The 20,179-nt window shown below is 59.2% G+C and carries 18 protein-coding genes and 1 tRNA gene; 6 read left to right on the top strand and 13 right to left on the bottom strand.

The window, feature by feature from the left end; all coding sequences use genetic code 11:
* Window positions 1-36: 36 nt before the first annotated feature.
* Window positions 37-1,290: a DNA polymerase IV gene (locus ACTIE1_RS07935; RefSeq protein WP_439561980.1), complete on the top strand. Its 1,254-nt coding sequence runs from the start codon at window positions 37-39 to the stop codon at window positions 1,288-1,290.
* Between the two features lie 195 nt (window positions 1,291-1,485).
* Here the strand turns inward: ACTIE1_RS07935 and rpsD are convergent, their stop codons facing one another.
* The 4 genes from rpsD to ACTIE1_RS07915 form a co-directional block, all read right to left on the bottom strand.
* Window positions 1,486-2,106: a 30S ribosomal protein S4 gene (gene rpsD, locus ACTIE1_RS07930; RefSeq protein WP_439561979.1), complete on the bottom strand. Its 621-nt coding sequence runs from the start codon at window positions 2,104-2,106 to the stop codon at window positions 1,486-1,488.
* Between the two features lie 174 nt (window positions 2,107-2,280).
* Window positions 2,281-3,336 carry a Hint domain-containing protein gene (locus ACTIE1_RS07925; protein WP_439561978.1) on the bottom strand — a complete coding sequence of 352 codons (1,056 nt, stop codon included), beginning with the start codon at window positions 3,334-3,336 and terminating at the stop codon, window positions 2,281-2,283.
* Between the two features lie 117 nt (window positions 3,337-3,453).
* A complete protein-coding gene (locus tag ACTIE1_RS07920) occupies window positions 3,454-4,083 on the bottom strand; it encodes a response regulator transcription factor (protein WP_439561977.1) in 630 nt (209 codons plus the stop codon).
* A gap of 30 nt (window positions 4,084-4,113) precedes the next feature.
* On the bottom strand, window positions 4,114-6,966 hold the full coding sequence (locus tag ACTIE1_RS07915; RefSeq protein ID WP_439561976.1) for a PAS domain-containing protein: 2,853 nt from the start codon (window positions 6,964-6,966) through the stop codon (window positions 4,114-4,116).
* A 118-nt stretch (window positions 6,967-7,084) separates the two neighbouring features.
* Between ACTIE1_RS07915 and map the strand changes: the two genes are divergently transcribed.
* The gene (gene map, locus ACTIE1_RS07910; protein WP_439561975.1) at window positions 7,085-7,957 is read left to right on the top strand and encodes a type I methionyl aminopeptidase; all 873 of its coding nucleotides are present in this window, start codon (window positions 7,085-7,087) and stop codon (window positions 7,955-7,957) included.
* Here map and ACTIE1_RS07905 read toward each other — a convergent pair.
* The 6 genes from ACTIE1_RS07905 to ACTIE1_RS07880 form a co-directional block, all read right to left on the bottom strand.
* The gene (locus ACTIE1_RS07905; RefSeq protein ID WP_439561974.1) at window positions 7,914-8,747 is read right to left on the bottom strand and encodes a YihY/virulence factor BrkB family protein; all 834 of its coding nucleotides are present in this window, start codon (window positions 8,745-8,747) and stop codon (window positions 7,914-7,916) included. The two genes, map and ACTIE1_RS07905, sit on opposite strands and share 44 nt — an antisense overlap.
* A 59-nt stretch (window positions 8,748-8,806) precedes the next feature.
* Window positions 8,807-9,118, bottom strand: coding sequence for an H-NS histone family protein (locus tag ACTIE1_RS07900; RefSeq protein ID WP_439561973.1), 312 nt, complete (start codon window positions 9,116-9,118; stop codon window positions 8,807-8,809).
* A 67-nt stretch (window positions 9,119-9,185) separates the two neighbouring features.
* Entirely contained in the window at window positions 9,186-10,115 is a 930-nt protein-coding gene (locus ACTIE1_RS07895; RefSeq protein WP_439563330.1) for an ornithine cyclodeaminase family protein, read from the bottom strand.
* 18 nt (window positions 10,116-10,133) lie between these two features.
* Window positions 10,134-10,745, bottom strand: coding sequence for an HAD family hydrolase (locus ACTIE1_RS07890; RefSeq protein WP_439561971.1), 612 nt, complete (start codon window positions 10,743-10,745; stop codon window positions 10,134-10,136).
* A complete protein-coding gene (gene fghA / locus ACTIE1_RS07885) occupies window positions 10,742-11,572 on the bottom strand; it encodes an S-formylglutathione hydrolase (RefSeq protein ID WP_439561970.1) in 831 nt (276 codons plus the stop codon). The genes ACTIE1_RS07890 and fghA overlap by 4 nt, the downstream gene beginning before the upstream one ends.
* A 30-nt stretch (window positions 11,573-11,602) precedes the next feature.
* Window positions 11,603-12,532 (bottom strand): AEC family transporter, encoded by a 930-nt coding sequence (locus ACTIE1_RS07880; protein WP_439561969.1) that lies wholly within the window; start codon window positions 12,530-12,532, stop codon window positions 11,603-11,605.
* A 105-nt stretch (window positions 12,533-12,637) separates the two neighbouring features.
* Between ACTIE1_RS07880 and ACTIE1_RS07875 the strand changes: the two genes are divergently transcribed.
* Window positions 12,638-13,255 carry a TetR/AcrR family transcriptional regulator gene (locus ACTIE1_RS07875; protein WP_439561968.1) on the top strand — a complete coding sequence of 206 codons (618 nt, stop codon included), beginning with the start codon at window positions 12,638-12,640 and terminating at the stop codon, window positions 13,253-13,255.
* A gap of 69 nt (window positions 13,256-13,324) precedes the next feature.
* A complete protein-coding gene (locus ACTIE1_RS07870) occupies window positions 13,325-15,616 on the top strand; it encodes a Tex family protein (protein ID WP_439561967.1) in 2,292 nt (763 codons plus the stop codon).
* A 344-nt stretch (window positions 15,617-15,960) separates the two neighbouring features.
* Here ACTIE1_RS07870 and ACTIE1_RS07865 read toward each other — a convergent pair whose 3' ends face one another.
* The 3 genes from ACTIE1_RS07865 to dapF form a co-directional block, all read right to left on the bottom strand.
* Window positions 15,961-16,425, bottom strand: a complete 465-nt coding sequence (locus ACTIE1_RS07865) for a RidA family protein (protein ID WP_439561966.1) — start codon at window positions 16,423-16,425, stop codon at window positions 15,961-15,963.
* A gap of 87 nt (window positions 16,426-16,512) precedes the next feature.
* Window positions 16,513-17,766 carry a tRNA (N(6)-L-threonylcarbamoyladenosine(37)-C(2))-methylthiotransferase MtaB gene (gene mtaB, locus ACTIE1_RS07860; RefSeq protein WP_439561965.1) on the bottom strand — a complete coding sequence of 418 codons (1,254 nt, stop codon included), beginning with the start codon at window positions 17,764-17,766 and terminating at the stop codon, window positions 16,513-16,515.
* Entirely contained in the window at window positions 17,763-18,596 is an 834-nt protein-coding gene (gene dapF, locus ACTIE1_RS07855) for a diaminopimelate epimerase (protein ID WP_439562150.1), read from the bottom strand. The genes mtaB and dapF overlap by 4 nt, the downstream gene beginning before the upstream one ends.
* A gap of 129 nt (window positions 18,597-18,725) precedes the next feature.
* On the opposite strand from dapF, the gene ACTIE1_RS07850 reads away from it, so the two are divergent.
* Both ACTIE1_RS07850 and htpX read left to right on the top strand, forming a co-directional pair.
* Window positions 18,726-18,801 (top strand) — tRNA-Lys (locus ACTIE1_RS07850).
* Window positions 18,802-18,929: 128 nt separating this feature from the next.
* Window positions 18,930-19,823, top strand: a complete 894-nt coding sequence (htpX, locus tag ACTIE1_RS07845) for a zinc metalloprotease HtpX (RefSeq protein WP_439561964.1) — start codon at window positions 18,930-18,932, stop codon at window positions 19,821-19,823.
* The last annotated feature ends 356 nt before the right edge of the window (window positions 19,824-20,179 follow it).

Below are 20,179 nucleotides of genomic sequence, written 5' to 3'. Positions count from 1 at the left end.
ATGGCGCGCGGCCCCGTTCCTGCGCTATAAAGCCCTATGCCCGCGCTATGCCGTGATTGCCTGACGATCTTCAACTCTGGCCAGCGTTGTCCGGCCTGTCATTCGCCGCGTATTGTGGCGGACCCTGAATTGATGGACCTTAGCATCGCGCATATGGATTGTGATGCGTTCTATGCCAGCGTCGAGAAACGCGACAACCCGGACCTGAGGGACAAACCCGTTATCGTAGGCGGGGGCCAGCGCGGGGTTGTGACAACCGCCTGCTATATCGCGCGCATACACGGGGTGCGTTCGGCAATGCCCATGTTCAAGGCGCTTCAACTGTGCCCCGATGCCGTGGTGGTAAAACCGCGTTTCGAGGCCTATGCCGCCGCATCGCGCGAAATTCGCGCCATGATGGAAGACCTGACACCCGCCATTGAACCACTGTCGCTGGACGAGGCGTTTTTAGACCTGACCGGCACCGCGCGCCTGCACGCCGCCCCCCCTGCCGTGTCGCTTGCGCGGCTGGTCCGCCGGATGGAACAGGAATTGCGGCTGTCAGGGTCCATAGGTTTGTCACATAATAAATTCCTGGCCAAGATCGCGTCCGATCTGGACAAGCCGCGCGGGTTTGCAGTGATTTCACGCGCTGGCACTGAAAACTTCTTGCGGGGCAAGCCCGTCGGCATGATCTGGGGCGTCGGGGCCGCGACGCGCGCGCAACTTGCGCAAGCCGGCATTGCAACAATCGATGACCTGCTGCGCTGGGACCAGTCCGATCTGGGCGCGCGGTTCGGGGCCATGGGTCTGCGGCTGTGGCATCTGGCGCGGGGGCAGGACACACGCCCTGTCAGCCGCGATCCGAATGTGAAGTCCATTTCCAAGGAAACCACATTCGACCGTGACCTGCAGGATCCGGAAATTCTGGAGGGGCATTTGTGGCGCTTGTCCGATCAGGTGGCCAGCCGCGCCAAGGCCAAGGCGCTTGCCGGTCGGGTTGTCACGCTGAAGCTGAAACGTGCAGATCATCGGGTGCTTACGCGGCGGACCAGTCTGCGCACCCCAAGCTGCCTTGCCGATGTGATCTATCGTGCGGCCCAACCCTTGTTGGGACAAGCCCTGATCAATGGCCCCTTCCGCCTGCTGGGCGTGGGTATAACCGAGTTGAGCGCGCATGATGGTGCGGAATTCAATGCGGACCTGCTGGACCCCGGCGCCGAGGGACGTGCGCGGGCCGAACGCGCCATCGATGCATTGCGGGCGCGCTTTGGTCCGGATGCGGTGATCAAGGGGCGCAGCCTGCGCTGATCTGTGTCTGGGAACGTCTTTGCAGAAAAAGACCAAGGGGGCATGCCCCCTTTAGAAACCCTGTGGATATTTGGGCCAGAATGAATGCAGGAGCATCATGTTATCAGCAGGGATGCGCGCGCATACGAATGAGGGCAACAGGCACGAAAAAACCCCACCGGATGGCGGGGTTTTCTGAACGTCATATGCGCAAAATTAGTTTTTCGCGTAGAATTCGACGACCAGATTGGGTTCCATCTGGACCGGATAAGGCACATCGCCCAAGCTGGGGGTGCGCACAAATGTAGCGGTCATTTTGGAATGGTCGACTTCGAGATAGTCGGGCACATCGCGTTCAGCCAGTGCGACAGCTTCCAGAACAACGGCCAGTTGTTTGGATTTGTCACGCACAGCAATTACATCGCCTTCGCGGATGCGGTAGCTGGGGATGTTCACGCGCTGGCCGTTGACGGTAACATGGCCATGGTTGACGAACTGGCGTGCCGCAAACACGGTCGGTACAAATTTCGCACGGTAAACAACGGCGTCCAGACGGCGTTCCAGCAGGCCGATCAGGTTTTCACCCGTGTCACCCTTGATGCGTTCGGCTTCGGCATAGATGCGGCGGAACTGTTTTTCGGTCAGATCGCCGTAATAGCCCTTCAGCTTCTGCTTGGCGCGCAGCTGGGTGCCGAAATCGGACAGTTTGGTTTTGCGGCGCTGGCCGTGCTGGCCGGGCCCATAATCGCGGCGATTGACGGGGCTTTTGGGACGGCCCCAGATGTTTTCGCCCATGCGGCGGTCGATTTTATACTTGGCAGACGTGCGTTTGGTCACGGCTGATCTCCTTCCAGATTCGGCCCTGACGGGCCTGTGAAGGGCGTTGTCCTTTCCCTGAGCGGGAGACAGGCTGTCCCTTGCGGGAGCCACCAACACCAATAAGACACCCGCAAGCCGGATGCTTGGGGATGCGCGCTTATACAGGGACGCGAGCCGGTGTCAACCGCCATACTATGCCGCCAGAAGCGCGGTTTCGGCTGTGCCCAGATAGCGGCGTGCCGTATCACCATAATATGCGCCATTGCCATCATCCAGACCAGAGAAGACAGCGCGCAGGGCCGCGCGGTGCGGGCGCAGCACTGCGGGCGCGGCGAAGGCGGGATGGAAGCTTTCGGTGGGCACGTTATTTGCAAAGATGATCTGATGATGCTCCAGCAACAGATGCATATAGGTGGCACCATGCAGCGCAACATCCTGGGTAACGCCCGAGTGGTCCAGCAGATCGCAGGCGCGGACCAGAACCTCGTCAAGGTTGAACAGCGCCCGCGCCCTTGCACCACGCATCAGCAGGCGATGCGCGGGCGAGACGCGCAGATCCTCGTCAGGTTGGCCAATGCCCAGCATTCCGCCACGCAACCTTATGGGGCGCAAACGCGGATAGCGGCGCATGGCCATGCCGCAAATGCGGCTGGTGCCGATCCAGATGACAGGCTGCGGGCCATTATCCTGTGTCAAGACAAGGTCACCGGCCTTTAACTGGTGGATGGGGCGCGCACCTTGCGGTGTGGCAATCAGCGTATCATCCGCAAAGCAGATGACATCCTGCTGCTGCGTCCGCGCGTCGGCGGGCGGGTGATCTTCATCCAGTGCCACCGCATTCTCGACAACATAGAGAAGCTGCCCCTGCGGCGGCAGGCTGTTTGCGAACGCCGCGATCCACTGCCCCCCTGCCGTCTGCACAAGACGGGCGCTGAACAACGTAACCCCGTCGGTCAGCACGAACCCCATTGCCGGTGTCGGGGGCTGGGTTGATGCGGTGTCAGCCGGCAGGATTGTGCCGCCAAGCCGTGCCGCCACCGGACGGGCGCGCGCGCGGATGTCACAATCGCCATCGGCCAGCCCCAGACGAAGCAGATCGGCATGCCCATCAAGGCAACGCGCCTGACCTTGCCAGCGCCACGATGACCCTGCGCGCAGCCAATGTGGCGGCAGTCCGGATATGCCGTCGGTTTCCGTGGAATTCCAGTCCAGGGCAAAAACCCCGACCAATGATACTGCGCGCTTCATGCCTGCCCCTGCCATTGCTGTTTGAACACAGCTTATGTACGGAAACTAACATAATTTCACGTTGAAAACCAGATAGATAATCAACAGCGTCATCAGTTTCGCACAATCAGGCAATTTCTAGTATATGCCCGAAGATCTAGCCATCATGGCCGCCTGAGTGCGGTTGCTGGCCCCAAGGCGCCGGTACAGCGTCTTGACATGCAGCTTGATCGTGGGTTCACGCAGCCCCAGATCACGGGCAATTTCCTTGTTGGTCTTGCCGTCGCACAATGCCTTGAGCACCTCCAGTTCGCGCGCGGTTAATGCCGTGGCCGACAGCGCATCGGAGGCGGGCGGCGCATCGGGAAAATCAGACGCGAACATAAAATCGACCGGCACGAAGCGTTCACCAAGCGCCATGAAACGGATCGCGTGCAGCAGTGATTGCGCCGGCATGGATTTATGCAAGAAGCCGCGCGCGCCCATCTGGACAGCGCGTTCGGCAACATCGCGCATTGCATTTCCCGATATGATAACTGCGGCAGGTGCCGCGTCGATTTCCATAAACCGTTGCAGCCCGTTCAACCCATCCATGCCGGGCATGTCATAATCCAGCAAGGCAAGGTCGAAGCCTGGTTGTGATGATACCGCCGAAATCGCCTCTTGCATATTCGTGGTTGCGACGATTTCCATGTCTTTTTCCTGCTTCAGGAAATTCTGAAGCATGTCCAGTATCAATGCATGATCGTCTGCAATCAGTAGCCGCATAGGAAAAATTCCCGAAAGCGCAGGACACACCTACGTCAGTCGAATATGAGCAAGGGTCGTAATTAACTCGGCACTCGATACCGGAATAGGCAGAACAGCGGTGACAAGTTGCTTATCAATCTCGTTTGCAAAACGCAACTGCTGCGAGGCTGTGGTAACGATTATTCGCAAATTGCGATTTAACGCCTGCAAATCTCTGGCAAGTGCAAGACCGGTCATATGGGCAAGTTCGTCACTTATGACAACCGTATCCCATGTTTGCGGATCTTCGCGAATGGCATCAATCGCATCACCGGGGTCGGTGCAGCTTGCGACCTCGGCACCCGCAGCGGATAATGTTCCCGCCATGGATTGCAGAATGCTGTCATCTGCATGGACCAGCAGCACATTGCGCCCGTCAAGGGGATGCGCATCGGGACTCTGGCTTTCAATAACGGTGCCGGAATGTGGCGCCCCGACCGGCAAATACAGGCGCATGTCAGTCCCGCCGCCGGTGCCCGCCAGAACCTGCAATCCCCAGTGCCGGATCGTTACAACATGGGCAACAATGGCCAGACCCAGCCCGGTGCCTTCCTTGCCTTTGGTCGTGAAATACGGCTTGAAAATCTCGGATCGGACGGTTTCATCCATACCAGCCCCGTTGTCGGATATACTTATGATAGCATAGGATCTTCCCGGATAGAGCTTGCCGATATCCATTTCCGGCAGGGGCGATATCTGGTCCTGCGCTGTCATGCTGACCTTAAGACGGCCATCTGGTCTGCCAGTCGCGCGGATCGCGTCCGCACCGTTCATAAGCAGGTTGACGATCACCTGCATCATTTCTGTCGCGTCCACCTCTGTGGTGGCACGTTTTCCGTCGAAATCCAGCACAATGGGTATTTCCTTGGCCAGACCCGGCCTGACCAGTTCCACGGATTGATGCAGCACGTCTTGTAAATCCGATGTGCTGGCTGCGGATTTCATCCTGCCTAGCCGCAACAGGTTCCTGACAAGCGCCTGACCTTGCCGCCCTGCGGCATGAATGCGGTCCAGACCGGGCAGGCTGTCGGGGCTTGCCTTGGGTTTCAGCATATCAACAGACCCGACGATGGCGGCCAGGATATTGGCGAAATCATGGGCCAGCCCACCAGCAAGCTGCGACATAAGCTGCCTGCTTTGCGCGATCTGCAGCTGTTCGCGCAAACGCTCGCGGTCAGCCTCGGCCAGACGCCGTGCGGTGGTGTTTCGTACCAGCACAAAGATACTGCCATCATCCTGAACGGATAGTGACAGATCATACCATGCATCCTGCCCATCCTCATCGGACAACAGGACTTCACCTGTCCAATACCCTTCGGCCATCAACTTGGAAAAGATATCTTCCAGTTTTCCAGTATGCTCTGGCGCGACCAGTTCGTGCCAGGTGAGTGTCGACGCATCCACCCCGCCCCGCAGCCCTGCAATCGTGCGAAAAGCGGCGTTCAGGTATAGAAACCGGCCGTCAGGATCAAGAATCGCAATCCCTTCGCGGGTAATTTCCATTGCCTGTATCTTGTCGCGCAATGCGCGCGCTTCGGTCAGCTTATGAGAGGTTATGTCAACGCCTACGACCATATAGCCTTGAATATATCCGTCCGGACTGCGCAGCGGCTGGATATTCAGATCCAGCCAATAGGAAATACCGCGGCGGCTGCGCGCGCGCACTTCCGCGTTAATGCTATGCCCGTCGTCCAGTGCTTCGCAAAATCTTGGTACCATATCCGGCGCGGCGTCACGAAGGTGCAGGACTTCGCTGGGCTTGCGCCCATGTGCGGTTTTCATCGTATACCCGGTTCGGGCCACACAGGCAGGGTTCATCCATGTCACATGCCTGTTCCGGTCGGTCAGCATGATCAGGTTCGTAGACAATTCGGCGACACGACCCAACTGCCGGATCTGCTTGTCCTGACTGTAGCTTTCGGTGACATCGCGCACGATGAACAGATAGCCATGAGGCACCAGCGGGTCATCATGGTGGCGTCTGGTCGCGGTCAGGGTAAAGCGCTTGTCACCTGCCGGAAATGGCAGCGTATAGGCAAAACTGGGCGACCAGCCGACAAGATCGACCTGCTTCATGGCCTTGCGCACGATAGCGGCGACAACTGGCGGCAAGACAATTTCGGGTGGGTGCCCGATCACTTCTTGCGGGTTCAATGCAAAGACCAGCGGATCACTTTGCTTGAACGCAACAATTATCCCGCTGTGATCAGTTTCAACCAGCAATTCCGGCAAGGTAGAGACCATGGCATCGACGCGCGCACGTTCCAGCCGTAATTCGGATTGCACACGCTGAAGTTCACCGGATTGGTGCTGCAAATTCGTGACCAGACCGACGGACGATGCGAAAGACAGCATCAAGGCATCCTCAAGGTCGGTAAATGCGCGATCCTCGCGCACGAAATCAAGGCCCACAAGTCCCGTGATATCGCCATCACACCACAGCGGCGATGCGATCAATGACTTGATTTCATGACTTTCCAGCAAAAGCCGGAACGCACTGTCAGGCCGGACCAAACAGGTCGAGAGTTTGAATGACTGGCGCGTCGCGCGAAACGCCTGCCAGAACGGATCACCCATCTCATAGGGTAAATATTGCAATTCAGCCTTCAGCGGGCGAACGCCGTCGGCGCACCATTCATGTATATTATCAACCGTAAGGGCATCCCTGATGCGGAAGATATAGGCACGATCGGCCCCCATGGCCTTGCCAACCATCTCCAACGTATGCTGAAGGGCGCTTTCACGATGCTCTGACAGACATTGATGCAGCAGGGTTTGCGCATCGCTAAATGCGCGCGCCAGTATGGCAGCGCGTTCGGCATTGCCCTGGGGTTTCCCCTGGGAATCCTTGTCTCCGAACATAAAAGCCCCGCAATAACTTAAAGAATCATCTTAACGCGAAATGCATAACATTGCCTGAGTATCCTAATCCCGCTATTGAGGCAAAGCTGAAGCAGATCAAGCCCCAACGGAGGCATTCTTGGACGAGTTACACAAAGGCCACGTTACGAAAGACGGCATTCGCATTCACGAACCGGCAGACTTTGCCGGAATGAACAAGGCTGGCCAGCTGGCGGCGAAAATACTGGACGATATTGCGCAGCATATTCATCCGGGGCAAACGACCGGCACGCTGGACGCCATGATCACCGAAATGGTGAATGCCGCAGGGGCAACATCGGCCACAATCGGGTATCGGGGCTATCAGCACGCCAGCTGTATTTCGGTCAATCATGTCGTTTGCCACGGCATACCCGGTGCCCCCATCCCCATGAGCAAGGATGAAACAATATCCAAAGACCCCGAAAAACGCCGCAGCGATGATGTGCTGAAGGACGGGGATATCCTGAACATTGACGTGACGGTGGTTGTGGATGGCTGGTTTGGCGACACGTCGCGCATGTATGTCGCGGGCAAGGTGCCACGGCGTGCCGAGCGGCTGATTCAGGTGACATATGACGCGCTGATGCTGGGCATCGAGGCGGTCCGGCCCGGCAACACCTTCGGCGATATTGGCCACGCGATCCAGTCCTATGTCGAAAGCCAGCGCATGTCAGTGGTGCGCGATTTCTGCGGGCACGGGCTGGGGCGGGTGTTCCATTCCCCGCCCAATGTCCTGCATTACGGGCGCGCTGGCAGCGGGCCGAAGCTGGAAGCGGGCATGTTTTTCACCATTGAACCGATGGTCAATCTGGGCCGCGCGGAAACCGTGGTTCTGGCCGATGACTGGACCGCCATCACACGCGACAAGATGCTGTCTGCACAGTTCGAACACTCGATCGGCGTCACCGACAGCGGGTTTGAAATTTTCACTCTGTCGCCTGCGGGTCGTTTCCATCCGACATGGGGCTAGGCGCGGCGGTCGCAACATTGCGCCCCCTGTCGATCATGGCGTTCAGCACGCCCCCCAACAGCACCACATAGGCCGACAGGTAAAACCACATCAACAGGGCCACGACGGCACCAAGTGATCCGTATACTTCATTGTAGCGGCCGAAATTCGACAGGAAGTAGGAAAACCCCACCGACACCAGAATCCAAAGAACCATGGCAAGCGCCAGCCCGGGCCGGATACTGGCATGGCTGCCACGGCTGCGCACCGGACCAATGCGGTAAAACACCCATAGCCACAGCGCGACCAACCCGAAAGTGACCGACCAGCGCGACACTTCGACCAGAAGCGCGCTTAACCCCGCCAAGGGGAAGAACGCCAGAACCACGGGCAGAACAAGAAGCGCCAGCAGTGCCACGATACCGGCCAGCACCATACCCAGCGTAATTACCGCCACAGCCATATAGTGCCGCGTGCCCGTGCGCCGCGGGCTGTCATAAATCGCGTTCATGCCACGCAGCATGGCATCCACGCCCTGCCGCGCCAGAAACAATGCCGTCAATGTCGACAGCAAACCGGCCCAGCCCAATGTCCCGTCATTTGACCACACCAACCGCATGACTTGATTTTCAAGCAAGGTGAAGGCGGCGGGCGGAACCAGATCCTGTATCAGCGACAACTGTTGCTGCAACGCGACCGGATCCGCGAAAACGCCAAATAAGGAAATAAAGGCCGCAATTGCTGGAAACACGGCCAAAAGCGTAAAAAACGCAACACCAGCAGAAATAAGGCCGATATTTCGATCGGCCATTATTGTATAAAAGTCAGTCAGAAACCTGTAGACACTATGTGCAGTTTGAAACACGCGGTTCAGATGGCCAGATCATCAAGTTTTTTTCCGGCATCCAACGCAGCCACAACCCAGCGCGGTTTCCGCCCGCGACCGGACCATGTTTCCGACGGGTCGGCGGGGTTTGCATATTTTGGCGCAACGGGTTTGCGTGGCTTTACAACGGTTTCGTCCAGCAACTGCGCCAGCGTGAAACCGCGTTCCTTTGCAACAACTTCCAGTTCGGCGATTGCGGCCCTGCGTTCCCGATCGTGGAAACTGTCGATTGCTTTTGCGACGTCTTTCTGCAGTTTTTTAAGATCAGCCAAGGAAAGTTCATTCAGGTCAATCATGACACCCTCTTACTAATTTTCGACTTACTCCTGCACGAAAAACCGCAGCTTGGCAAGTCACATGAGTTTAACAATCAACAATCCTTTCATGCCATTTTGACATAATATAATGGCATGTCATCAAGTCCAGATGCGCCCCCCCTCCATTTTTGCAAATTGTAATTGCATCGGGGGATGGCCTTTTGAATAAACCACTGGCCATGTCATAATAATCAGCCTGAATATTGCTGCGGTCAATAACATTTCGTGACAAGGGATCTTTCAGTTCCCCGATATGGTCCAGCGTCGTATCACGGCTATCAACGAACAGGGCTGCGCGCTGCAATGCGATGTCATCAACCTCGCGCATGTCCGGACGATAGGCCCCGATCAGGTCCAGATGCTGGCCCGGTTGCAGCCATTCGCCAAAAATGACCGGCGTTGTGCTCATGGTGGCGGTGCAGATGATATCAGCCTGCGCCACCGCCTGTTCCAGATCCTGCGTGGCCACGGCATCCGGCAACTCTGCCGCCAGTTCTGCGGCGGTGTCAAAACGGCGACTCCAGACTGTGAAACTGGCATCAGGAAAGACCGCGCGATAAGCGGAATGCATGCTGCGCGCGACCGCGCCGGCCCCCACAAGCGTGATGTTGCGGCTGTCAGGGCGTGCCAGATACTGCGCCGCCAGCAAACTGTCGCCTGCGGTTTTCCATTTTGTGACCAGATGAAAATCAACCATCGCCTGCAATGTGCCGTCTGTATCGGAAAACAGCGACACACCGCCATTCACAGACGGCAGGCCCTGCGATGGATTGTCGGGGAATATTGACGCGGTTTTCACCAAAGCCCCCATCCCGTCAATCCATGCCGCGCGCGACAATAAGGTATCACCGCGCCGGTACAGAAAACTGTCGCTGATTTCCGCTTTTGGCAGCCGGTGCGCTTGTTCAATGGCGGCTGTCAACTCTCTCCAGTTCAGATGCGGTTCAATATCTGCAGAAATGATGGGAAATGTCATTCCACCCCTCTTTATACCTCAGTTTGGCAACCCCAACTGTGCAAGCGCATTTTTCAGGCCGTCGGTGGACTGGAACACATGCCCCGCCCAACCGCGTGACACAGCAGCGTCAATATTATCCGCGCGATCATCAATAAAGAACAGGTTTTCCGGCGCGACACCAGTTTCATCTTCCAATATCTGATATATGCGCGCTTCGGGTTTCATTACGCCCAGACGGCCCGAAATAAACGCGCGGTCAAACTCGTGCAGGAAATCGTATTTTTCCTGCGCCATGGTGAATGTATCATCGCCAAAATTCGACAATGCGAATACCGGAACGGATTGCGCGCGCAGATTGCGCAATATCTGCACAGAGGGCGCAATAACCGGCGCGATCATGTCAACCCAGCGGTCATGCCAGATCATGATCTCGCGCTCCCAGTCGGGGTGGTCGTCAATCATGCCCAGAACCGTGGCATGAAACGGCGCGCCACGGTCGACACGGGCATTCATCCCGTCCAGATCGACCGCCGCGAACAACGCTTTGCGCCGGTCTGACCCGATTATGGCATCATAAAACTGTTCCGGATTCCAGCCGATCAGGACATTGCCAATGTCAAATACCACGGCATGAATATCGCGGGTCATTGTGCAAGCGCCTTCGCATGAAAGGCGACATGTTCGCCTATGAAGCTGGAAACGAAGAAATAGCTGTGGTCATACCCTGCCTGCATGCGGAACGTGCCGGACTGGCGGCGTGCAGCCATCGCATGGGCCAGCGCTTCGGGGCGCAGCAGGTCCAGAAACTGGTCAGACGCACCCTGATCTATCAGCAACTCGCCACGGAATCCGTGCTCGGCCATCAGCAGGCTGGAATCATGGGCGGCCCATGTGCGTTCATCATCGCCCAGATACGCGCCGAATTGCTTGCGCCCCCAGTCACTGGCACTCGGGTTTGCAATCGGCGCGAAGGCGGACACAGACGCAAAACGTCCGGGCAGATGCATGGCCATGCACAGCGCGCCATGCCCGCCCATGGAATGGCCGGTGATCGCCTGACGGTCTTCTTCTAGCGCGAAATTGGCCATCAGGACACGCGGCAATTCATCGGTGATGTAGTCCCACATGCGGTAGTGTTTGGCCCACGGGTCTTGTGTGGCATTCACATAGAAGCCCGCGCCCTGCCCCAGATCATAGGCATCATCATTGGCCACGTCGTCCCCGCGCGGGGACGTGTCGGGAAACACCAGTGCCAGACCATGCGCGGCCGCATGTGCCTGCGCGCCCGCCTTGGTCATCGCGTTCTCATGCGTGCAGGTCAGGCCCGACAGATACCAAAGCACCGGCACAGGATGCAGCCGCGCCTCGGCTGGCAGGAACAACCCGAAGGTCATTTCACAGCCCAGCGCCGCCGATGCGTGCCGATACACCCCTTGCACCCCCCCGAAACATGCGTTTTCAGAAACCGTTTCCATAGCATTCTCCGTTCATTTTCCGGCACTGTGTCAGAAGCCGGAGACCCATGCAATCACGACCGGAACCGTAACAATACTGACCAGTGTCGATACCAGAATCGTGGCCGAAACCCGCGCGGGGCCAGCCTGATAATGCTGCGCCAGAATGAACACATTGCCGGCAACCGGCAGGGCCGCCGCCGCGATCAGCACACCCGCGACATAGGGGTCCACCGCAAACAGGCCCAGCGCGGCCACAGCCACCGCAGCAGGGTGCAGGAAAAGTTTGGCAAAGGACAGCCAGGACACGATCTGCAACCGCTCGACCTTCTTGTCGGCAAGGGACGCACCGATTGCAAACAATGCACATGGTGTGGCCGCAGCGCCCAGCAGGGTCAGGAAATCATTGGCAGGCACTGGCACCTGCCAGCCGGTTGCAGACCACGCCAGCCCCAGCACCATGGCAACCACCATCGGGTTGCGCAGCACCGCCCCGAACAGACGCGCAGGCAATCGCCAGTTCACCCCCCCGCCCCGCGCAAAGGTAATCAGCACGGTAAACAGCGATGAGAACACAATCAGGTCAATGGTCAGCACCAGCAGCACCGTTTTGACCGACGCCTCGCCCAGCAGGACAACCAGCATTGGCACGCCCAGGAATCCGGTATTGCCGATAACGGCGCAATGGGCCTCGATGGTGGCGGTATCCAGTTTCGCGCGGCGCAAGAAGGCAACCAGCATGACCACACCGTAGACCACCGCACAGGCCAGCAAATACGCCCCCGCTGCCTGCATATCCAGCAGGTCCGCAAAGCTAAGATTGGCGGCGAACCCGAACAGCATAGCCGGCAGTGCAAAGTAAAAGACGAATTTCGTCAGATATGCCGTAGCCTGTGTCGGAAAGAAACCCGACCGGCCCGCACCGAAGCCAACACCTATCAGGGCAAAGAATGGCAATGTTTTCAGGAATATTTCGACCATCTTGACCCGGATTTAACATGTGAAACGTCGTATTGGCATATTGTGCGCTTTCCTTGCCGATTTCCAGCGACTATTCTTGCAGACCACAGGGGGGATGCTGGGTCAGTGACAACGCAAAAAATCAGGCAAGGGCGGAAATTCAGGCAGGTTCTGGACGGCGCGCGACAGGTTTTCGTGGAAATGGGCTATGAACGCGCGAATGTTGATGACATTGCCCGCGTTGCAGGCGTTTCCAAGGCCACGCTCTACAGCTACTTTCCTGACAAAAGACAGCTTTTCACCGAAGTCTACCAGACCGAGATTCTGAACCTTGCCGATGCCGCGCTTGAATTCCTCTCTCCCGATGCGCCGCCGTGTCAGGCACTGCATGGGGCAGCGCAACGCCTGATAAGCTATCTGATGTCTGATTTCGGCATTGCCATGTTTCGCATTTGCGTGTCCGAGGCCCCGCGATTTCCGGAGATCGGGCAGGCATTCTATGAAAACGGGCCGGAACTGGGGCGCGCGCGGCTTGGGGCCTATTTCCGGCAGGCCGTGGCACGGGGCACGCTGGCCATTGATGATATCGATCTTGCCGCCGACCAGTTCTTTCAGCTGTGCCAGACAACGCTATGTGATCGCATGTTGTGCGGGGTGCAGACCGAAGTGACCGATGCCGAAATTGCACGCATTACGGACGGGACCGTCAGCATGTTCATGGCGCGGTATGGCGTAAGCGCCTGACAGGGCTTGCCGCCGTGTTTGCCCGCAGGTATCGAGGGTTTTCCCAGTCCATAGCTGTTCAGGAGTGTCATGACCGCCCCCCAGATCGCCGCCCGCATTGCCACTGATGTCAACGCCCGTCCGCAACAGGTTCAGGCCGCCATTGCGCTGCTGGACGAAGGGGCAACGGTGCCCTTCATCGCGCGCTATCGCAAGGAAGTGACCGGCGGGCTGGATGATGCGCAGTTGCGCCTGCTGGCCGAACGCCTGACCTATCTGCGCGAATTGGAAGACCGGCGCACAGCGATTTTGAAATCCATATCCGAGCAGGGCAAGCTGACAGACGATCTGGCGCGTGCCCTTGCGGGGGCCGACACCAAGGCCACGCTGGAAGACCTGTATCTGCCCTACAAACCCAAGCGCCGCACCAAGGCCATGATCGCGCGCGAAAACGGGTTGGAACCGCTGCTGGATGCCATATTGACCGAACGGCGCGACCCGCAAGCGCTGGCCCCCGCCTATGTGTCCGATGCCGTGCCCGACACCAAGGCGGCACTGACCGGCGCGCGGGACATTCTGGCCGAACGCCTGTCGGAAGATGCGGCCTTGCTGGGCCGTTTGCGCGACCATATGCGCAGCCACGGCGCGATTGCCGCCACTGTCGCGGATGGCAAGGAAGCTGAAGGCGCGAAGTTCAGCGATTACTTCGCCCATTCCGAAGCGCTGAAAACCTGCCCCAGCCACCGCGCCCTTGCCATGCTGCGCGGCCGCAACGAAGGCATCCTGCATCTGGACCTGACACTGCCGGACCCCGCGCCAGTTGAACGCATGGTGCGCGCAAATGTGGGGATTGGCGGCAATGGCGCGGCGGATGACTGGCTGGCGGCGGCATGTGACTGGACATGGCGTATCAAGCTGAAACTGTCGCTGACCATCGACCTGATGGCCGAATTGCGCGAACGCGCCGAGGAAGAAGCCATTCGCGTCTTCGCGCGCAACCTGCATGACCTGTTGCTGGCCGCCCCGGCAGGCAACCGCGTGACACTGGGTATTGATCCGGGCATTCGCACCGGCTGCAAGGTTGCCGTGGTGGACGGCACGGGAAAATTGCTGGACACTGCAACCATCTATCCGTTCCAGCCCAAGAACGACCTGCGCGGCGCACAGGCCACGCTGGCGGCGCTGATCGCGCGCCATAAGGTCGCCTTGATCGCAATCGGCAACGGCACGGCCAGCCGCGAAAGCGAACGTATGGTGGGCGATTTGCTGGCGCAGCTTCCGGGCAGTGCAAAACCCACCAAGGTTGTGGTGTCCGAAGCGGGCGCGTCCGTCTATTCGGCGTCTGCGCTGGCCTCGGCGGAATTTCCGGAACTGGATGTCAGTTTGCGCGGCGCTGTGTCGATTGCGCGGCGCTTGCAGGACCCGCTGGCAGAGCTGGTCAAGATTGACCCCAAAAGCATTGGCGTCGGCCAGTATCAGCATGATGTGAACCAGTCCCGCCTTGCGCGGATGCTGGATGCCGTGGTCGAGGATGCGGTGAACGCGGTTGGCGTGGACCTGAACACCGCATCCGCGCCGCTTCTGGCGCGCGTGTCGGGGCTGGGCCAAACACTGGCCGAAGCCATTGTTGCGCACCGCGATGGAACGGGTCCGTTCAAGACCCGCAAGGAATTGCTGAAGGTGGCCCGCCTTGGCCCCAAAGCCTTTGAACAGGCAGCGGGTTTCTTGCGCATTCGTGACGGGGCGGAACCGCTGGACGCATCATCTGTCCACCCCGAAGCCTATGCACTGGCGCGGCGCATCGTCAAGGCAACGGGCAAGGACCTGACCGCGCTGATGGCCGCGCCATCGGTTCTGCGGTCACTGGAACCTGCTGATTTTGTCGATGACAGTTTCGGCCTGCCCACCGTGCGCGATATTCTGAACGAGCTGGAAAAACCGGGCCGCGACCCGCGACCCGAATTCAAGACCGCCAGTTTTGCCGACGGGATCGATTCAATCACCGATCTGCGCCCCGGCATGTCACTGGAAGGAACGGTCACCAATGTCGCGGCCTTCGGGGCCTTTGTGGATATTGGCGTGCATCAGGACGGGCTTGTCCATGTCAGCCAACTGGCCGACCGTTTCGTCAAGGACCCGCATGACGTGGTGAAAACCGGTGATGTGGTGCGCGTGCGCGTGGTCGAAGTGGACGTGCCGCGCAAACGCATCGGGCTAAGCATGCGCAAGGATGGCGGGGCAGAGACGGCCCCTGCCCCCCGTGACACCGGCAAACACAAAGCGGCCCCGAAACCACAGGGGAAAGCGCAACCAAAGGCAGATGCCGCGCCCCAGATGGGCGGCTTGGGTGCAGCGCTTCAGGCGGCGATGAAGAAACGCTAATGCAGAACCGATAAAGTGAAGCACAGTGGGTGCGGGTGCTGTTGGCCTGTTGCGCGCCGTCGCACTTGGATAAAGCCAGCGCCATCGGTGGGCCGGGGTCTACCGATCCCTCGGTATGGAAGTTCACTTTATGCAGGCTGCATGCTCCAGCGCTAGAAGCCTTGGACTGTCATCAGCCAAATCGGCAGGCCGCGGACGGCCCGCCGATGGCGCGATGGCCTGCGGCCTTGTCCCGCACCTTGGGTGGCAGCTTCAACCCGGAATTCGCCAACTTAACACTCCCTGTTGCGCGCAGACGGGAATCGCACCAGCGGTTTGTCGATCCAGCGCCAAAGCATGTCGCGTCACACGATTTCAAATACGCCCTCAATCTCGACCGCGACGCCCAACGGCAGGGACGGCGCACCAACTGCGGCACGGGCATGACGCCCCGCGTCGCCGAATACGGCAACCATAAGGTCCGAGGCCCCGTTGACGACCTTGGGCTGGTCCGTGAAATCAGGCGTGCTGTTGACAAACCCCGTCAGCTTGACCACGCGTTTCAGGCGCGACAAATCCCCGTCACAGGCAACACGCAGCTGCGCAATCAGCGCCAGCGCGCAGGCTTTGGCGGCCTCGGTGCCTTGGGCCACGTCCAGATCCCCGCCCAGCTTGCCGCAAATCAGACCATCCGCCCCTGAACTGATCTGGCCGGACACAAACACCAGATTTCCGCTTTGGACAAACGGCACATAATTGGCGGCAGGTGCAGGCGCGTCCGGCAGGGTCAGGCCAAGGTCGGACAGGCGGGTTTCAACAGCGTTGGTCATGGGTGTGGTCCTTGTAGGTTGGAAACTGGCAATCAGTCTTGGACTGGCCGCGCCAAGCTACAGCCCTGCGGCGCAGGCGCAAGGGGGTCAGGCCAGAAGGCGGGTATCAGTTTTGCCGGTGATTTCGACATCCACAATGGCGCCGACAGGGTGCGGCGCTGTGAAATCCACTTCGGTAAACTGTTCGGTGCGGCCCATATGGGGGTTTTCCATCAACACGCGGTGGCGCCTACCCTGCTGTTGGGCCAGATGTGTCGCGCAGGCGCGCGCACCCGCATCGCGCAGGCGTGCGGCACGGTCGCGGATGGTCTTGCCCCCCAATTGCGGCATACGCGCCGCCGGCGTGCCCTTGCGCGGGCTGAACGGGAACACATGCAGGAATGTCAGGCCGCACTCATCCACCAGCTTCAGGGAATTGGCGAACATCGCGTCAGTTTCCGTGGGAAAGCCCGCAATGATGTCCGCGCCGAACACCATGTCGGGGCGCAAGCTGCGGGCGTCTTCGCAAAAGCGGATCGCGTCATCACGCAGATGACGACGTTTCATGCGTTTAAGGATCATATCATCACCCGCCTGCAAGGACAGGTGCAGATGCGGCATCAAACGGGCCTCGGTCGCGATGGCTTCCATCAATGCAGGGTCGGCCTCGATCGAATCGATAGAGGAAATGCGTAGACGGCGCAGGTCGGGCACCAGTTTAAGGATGCGGCGCACCAGATCGCCCAGTCGCGGGGTTGCGGGCAAATCCGCGCCCCAACTTGTCAGGTCCACGCCTGTCAGAACAACCTCGTTATAACCCTGGCCGACCAGTCGCTTGATCTGTTCCACCACCACGCCTGCGGGAACTGACCGCGAATTGCCCCGCCCATAGGGGATAATGCAGAAGGTGCAGCGATGGTCACAGCCGTTTTGCACCTGCACATAGGCGCGCGCGCGCGTGCCAAACCCGTCAATCAGATGGCCTGCGGTTTCGCGCACTGACATGATGTCATCAACTTGCACGCGTTCGGTCGCCCCGATCAGGTCAGGGGTCAGTTGCGCCCATGTGTCGGCCTGCATTTTTTCGGTATTGCCGATAACGCGGGTCACTTCGGGCATGGCGGCAAATGTTTCGGGTTCGGTCTGCGCAGCACAGCCGGTCACGATGATGGGCGCATCAGGGTGTTCGCGGCGCAGACGGCGGATTTCCTGCCGTGCCTTGCGCACTGCTTCTGCCGTGACTGCGCAGGTATTGACGACAACCGCCCCCTGCACACCCGCGGCTTCGGCAAGGGCCTTCATCGCCTCGGTCTCGTAAGCGTTCAGGCGGCAGCCCAAAGTGGTGAAAACAGGCGCACTCATGTTAGACCCGCAAGGAATTCAGCCGACAGCGTGGCGTCAAAAACACGCGCCACGGGGCCGGACAACCACACGCCATCATCACGCCAGTCCACCAGCAACTGCCCGCCATCTGCATCAATGCGCACCTGCCGTCCCGTCAGCCCGCGCCGGTGCGCGGCCACCGCCGTTGCACAAGCCCCGGACCCGCAGGCAAGCGTTATGCCCGTGCCCCGTTCCCACACACGCAGGCGCAGGTGGTCCGGCCCAGTCACGCTGGCAAATTCGACATTTGTGGATTGCGGGAACAGCGGGGTATGTTCGACCTTGCGCCCCTGTTCGGCCACTGGCGCGCTGTCTGCATCGGCCACGAAGAAAACGCAATGCGGGTTGCCCATGCCAACGGCGGCAGGGTCACCATCCAGCGGCAAATGATCGATGTCGCAATCCTGCGCCAGTGGAATATCCTGCCAGTCCAACAGCGGGGCACCCATATTCACCCAAATCTGGCCCTGCCGGTTTTCCGCCAGTAACACCCCGCGCGCTGTGCGAATGCGCAGCCTGTCCAGCCCGCGCGCCGCCATGACCATTTGCGCGACACAGCGCGTCGCATTCCCGCACGCCCCCGCCCGCGACCCGTCGGCATTCCAGAAATCAAGGTCCAGATCAGCCACATTCGAGGCGCGCAATTCCGCAAGCTGGTCAAAACCCACGCCGCGATGACGATCGCCAATCGCCGCGGCCAGCGCCGCCGTCATCACCCCGCCTGCAAGATGCATCGAGTCGATAATGACAAAGTCATTTCCCGCGCCATGCATTTTGACGAAGGCCAAGGGGGCGTTTATGTCCATCATCCGCGCGATATAAGTGGCGTGCGGCCGCCTGACCAGACGTCTTTTCAACATTGATACCAATTACTGCGCAAAAAGCGCATTTCGCCCTTGACCCCGCGACCGCGCTTTTCTAAGTAGCCCGAGATGTGTGGGCCGGTAGCTCAGTTGGTAGAGCAGCTGACTTTTAATCAGCGGGTCACAGGTTCGAATCCTGTCCGGCTCACCATTTATTGATATGCAGCGTCATATATATCGCCCCCTCGCGCCCGGTGCGCTGATTTCGCGCGTTCATCAGATCTTGCATGCCCGTTCACTTCTGCCCATATCGAACGCATTGCAATCGGGGGCGTTTCGATGACAGGCTACTTCAAGACCGCAATATTGATGGCTGCCATGACCGCGCTTTTCATGGGCGTGGGTTATGCAATTGGCGGCGGTGCAGGTTTGCTGATCGCACTTGCCGTGGCGGCAGGGATGAATGCCTTTGCCTATTGGAATTCCGACAAGGCCGTTTTGCGCATGCATAACGCACAGGAATGCAACAGTCAGGTTCATCCGGATCTGCAACGCATGGTGCACAAGCTGGCCGATGATGCAGGCATGCCGCACCCGCGCGTCTATGTCATTGACGAAGACCAGCCAAACGCCTTTGCCACAGGGCGCAACCCCGAAAACGCCGCCGTTGCCGCCACCACCGGCCTGTTGCGGCGCATGTCGCGCGAGGAGGTTGCCGCCGTAATGGCGCATGAACTGGCGCATATCCGCAATTATGACACCTTGATCATGACGATCACGGCGACCTTTGCAGGTGCCATTTCCATGCTGGCCAATTTCGCGCTGTTCTTTCGCGGCGGGCGCAATCAGGGGGCGGGCGGTGCGATTGCGATGATTGCAGTCATGATTCTGGCGCCACTGGCGGCGGCCGTGGTGCAGATGGCGATTTCGCGGTCGCGCGAATACGAGGCCGACCGCGTGGGCGCAGAAATCTGCGGCAACCCGATGTGGCTGGCATCCGCGCTGGAGAAGATACAGGGATTCGCATCGCGCATCGACTATGACCGCGCGGAACAGAACCCGCAAACCGCGCATATGTTCATCATCAACCCGCTGCACGTCCATAAGCGTGACAAACTGTTTTCGACGCATCCGAACACAGAAAACCGCATTGCAGCGCTTGTGCAACTGGCAAAGGAAAACGGGATTGCCCCGACTGCGCGCCAAACGCGCGCGGGCAATCCTTGGGGCTGATGGGGTCTTTCGTGCCTGAATAAAGCCCGCGCCATCGGTGGGCCGGTGTCTGCCGATCCGGCGTTGGTGAAATTCACTTTATGCTGGCTGCATACTCCGGACTATAAAGGCCTGGCGTGTCGCTGGCCAAATCGGCAGGCCGCGGGACGGCCCGCCGATGGTGCGGCGGCCTGCGGCCTTGTCCCGCACCTTGCGGCAATATCCCATAACCCCTACCGCACCAGCATCCGGTTGCGGCGCAACTGCCACATCACCACCAGATTCGACGCCAGCAGCACTGCAATCACCACCGCGCCCCCCACCAGCGTCAACTGGCCCGGATCCTCGCCCAGCAGATACCAGACCAGAACCGGCGC

It is taken from the genome of Roseinatronobacter sp. (assembly GCF_051859525.1).
Classification (GTDB): domain Bacteria; phylum Pseudomonadota; class Alphaproteobacteria; order Rhodobacterales; family Rhodobacteraceae; genus Roseinatronobacter.
Note: the sequence above shows the minus strand (reverse complement) of the source record. Positions and strands in the feature narration are given on the sequence as shown.

What these genes read in the sequence shown, in the direction of transcription:
- ACTIE1_RS07935 (WP_439561980.1), top strand. Translation starts at nt 37, where the DNA reads ATGCCCGCGCTATGCCGTGATTGCCTGACGATCTTCAACTCTGGCCAG.
- ACTIE1_RS07925 (WP_439561978.1), bottom strand. Translation starts at nt 3,336, where the DNA reads ATGAAGCGCGCAGTATCATTGGTCGGGGTTTTTGCCCTGGACTGGAAT.
- ACTIE1_RS07920 (WP_439561977.1), bottom strand. Translation starts at nt 4,083, where the DNA reads ATGCGGCTACTGATTGCAGACGATCATGCATTGATACTGGACATGCTT.
- ACTIE1_RS07915 (WP_439561976.1), bottom strand. Translation starts at nt 6,966, where the DNA reads ATGTTCGGAGACAAGGATTCCCAGGGGAAACCCCAGGGCAATGCCGAA.
- ACTIE1_RS07905 (WP_439561974.1), bottom strand. Translation starts at nt 8,747, where the DNA reads ATGGCCGATCGAAATATCGGCCTTATTTCTGCTGGTGTTGCGTTTTTT.
- ACTIE1_RS07900 (WP_439561973.1), bottom strand. Translation starts at nt 9,118, where the DNA reads ATGATTGACCTGAATGAACTTTCCTTGGCTGATCTTAAAAAACTGCAG.
- ACTIE1_RS07895 (WP_439563330.1), bottom strand. Translation starts at nt 10,115, where the DNA reads ATGACATTTCCCATCATTTCTGCAGATATTGAACCGCATCTGAACTGG.
- ACTIE1_RS07890 (WP_439561971.1), bottom strand. Translation starts at nt 10,745, where the DNA reads ATGACCCGCGATATTCATGCCGTGGTATTTGACATTGGCAATGTCCTG.
- fghA (WP_439561970.1), bottom strand. Translation starts at nt 11,572, where the DNA reads ATGGAAACGGTTTCTGAAAACGCATGTTTCGGGGGGGTGCAAGGGGTG.
- ACTIE1_RS07880 (WP_439561969.1), bottom strand. Translation starts at nt 12,532, where the DNA reads ATGGTCGAAATATTCCTGAAAACATTGCCATTCTTTGCCCTGATAGGT.
- ACTIE1_RS07870 (WP_439561967.1), top strand. Translation starts at nt 13,325, where the DNA reads ATGACCGCCCCCCAGATCGCCGCCCGCATTGCCACTGATGTCAACGCC.
- ACTIE1_RS07865 (WP_439561966.1), bottom strand. Translation starts at nt 16,425, where the DNA reads ATGACCAACGCTGTTGAAACCCGCCTGTCCGACCTTGGCCTGACCCTG.
- mtaB (WP_439561965.1), bottom strand. Translation starts at nt 17,766, where the DNA reads ATGAGTGCGCCTGTTTTCACCACTTTGGGCTGCCGCCTGAACGCTTAC.
- dapF (WP_439562150.1), bottom strand. Translation starts at nt 18,596, where the DNA reads ATGATGGACATAAACGCCCCCTTGGCCTTCGTCAAAATGCATGGCGCG.
- htpX (WP_439561964.1), top strand. Translation starts at nt 18,930, where the DNA reads ATGACAGGCTACTTCAAGACCGCAATATTGATGGCTGCCATGACCGCG.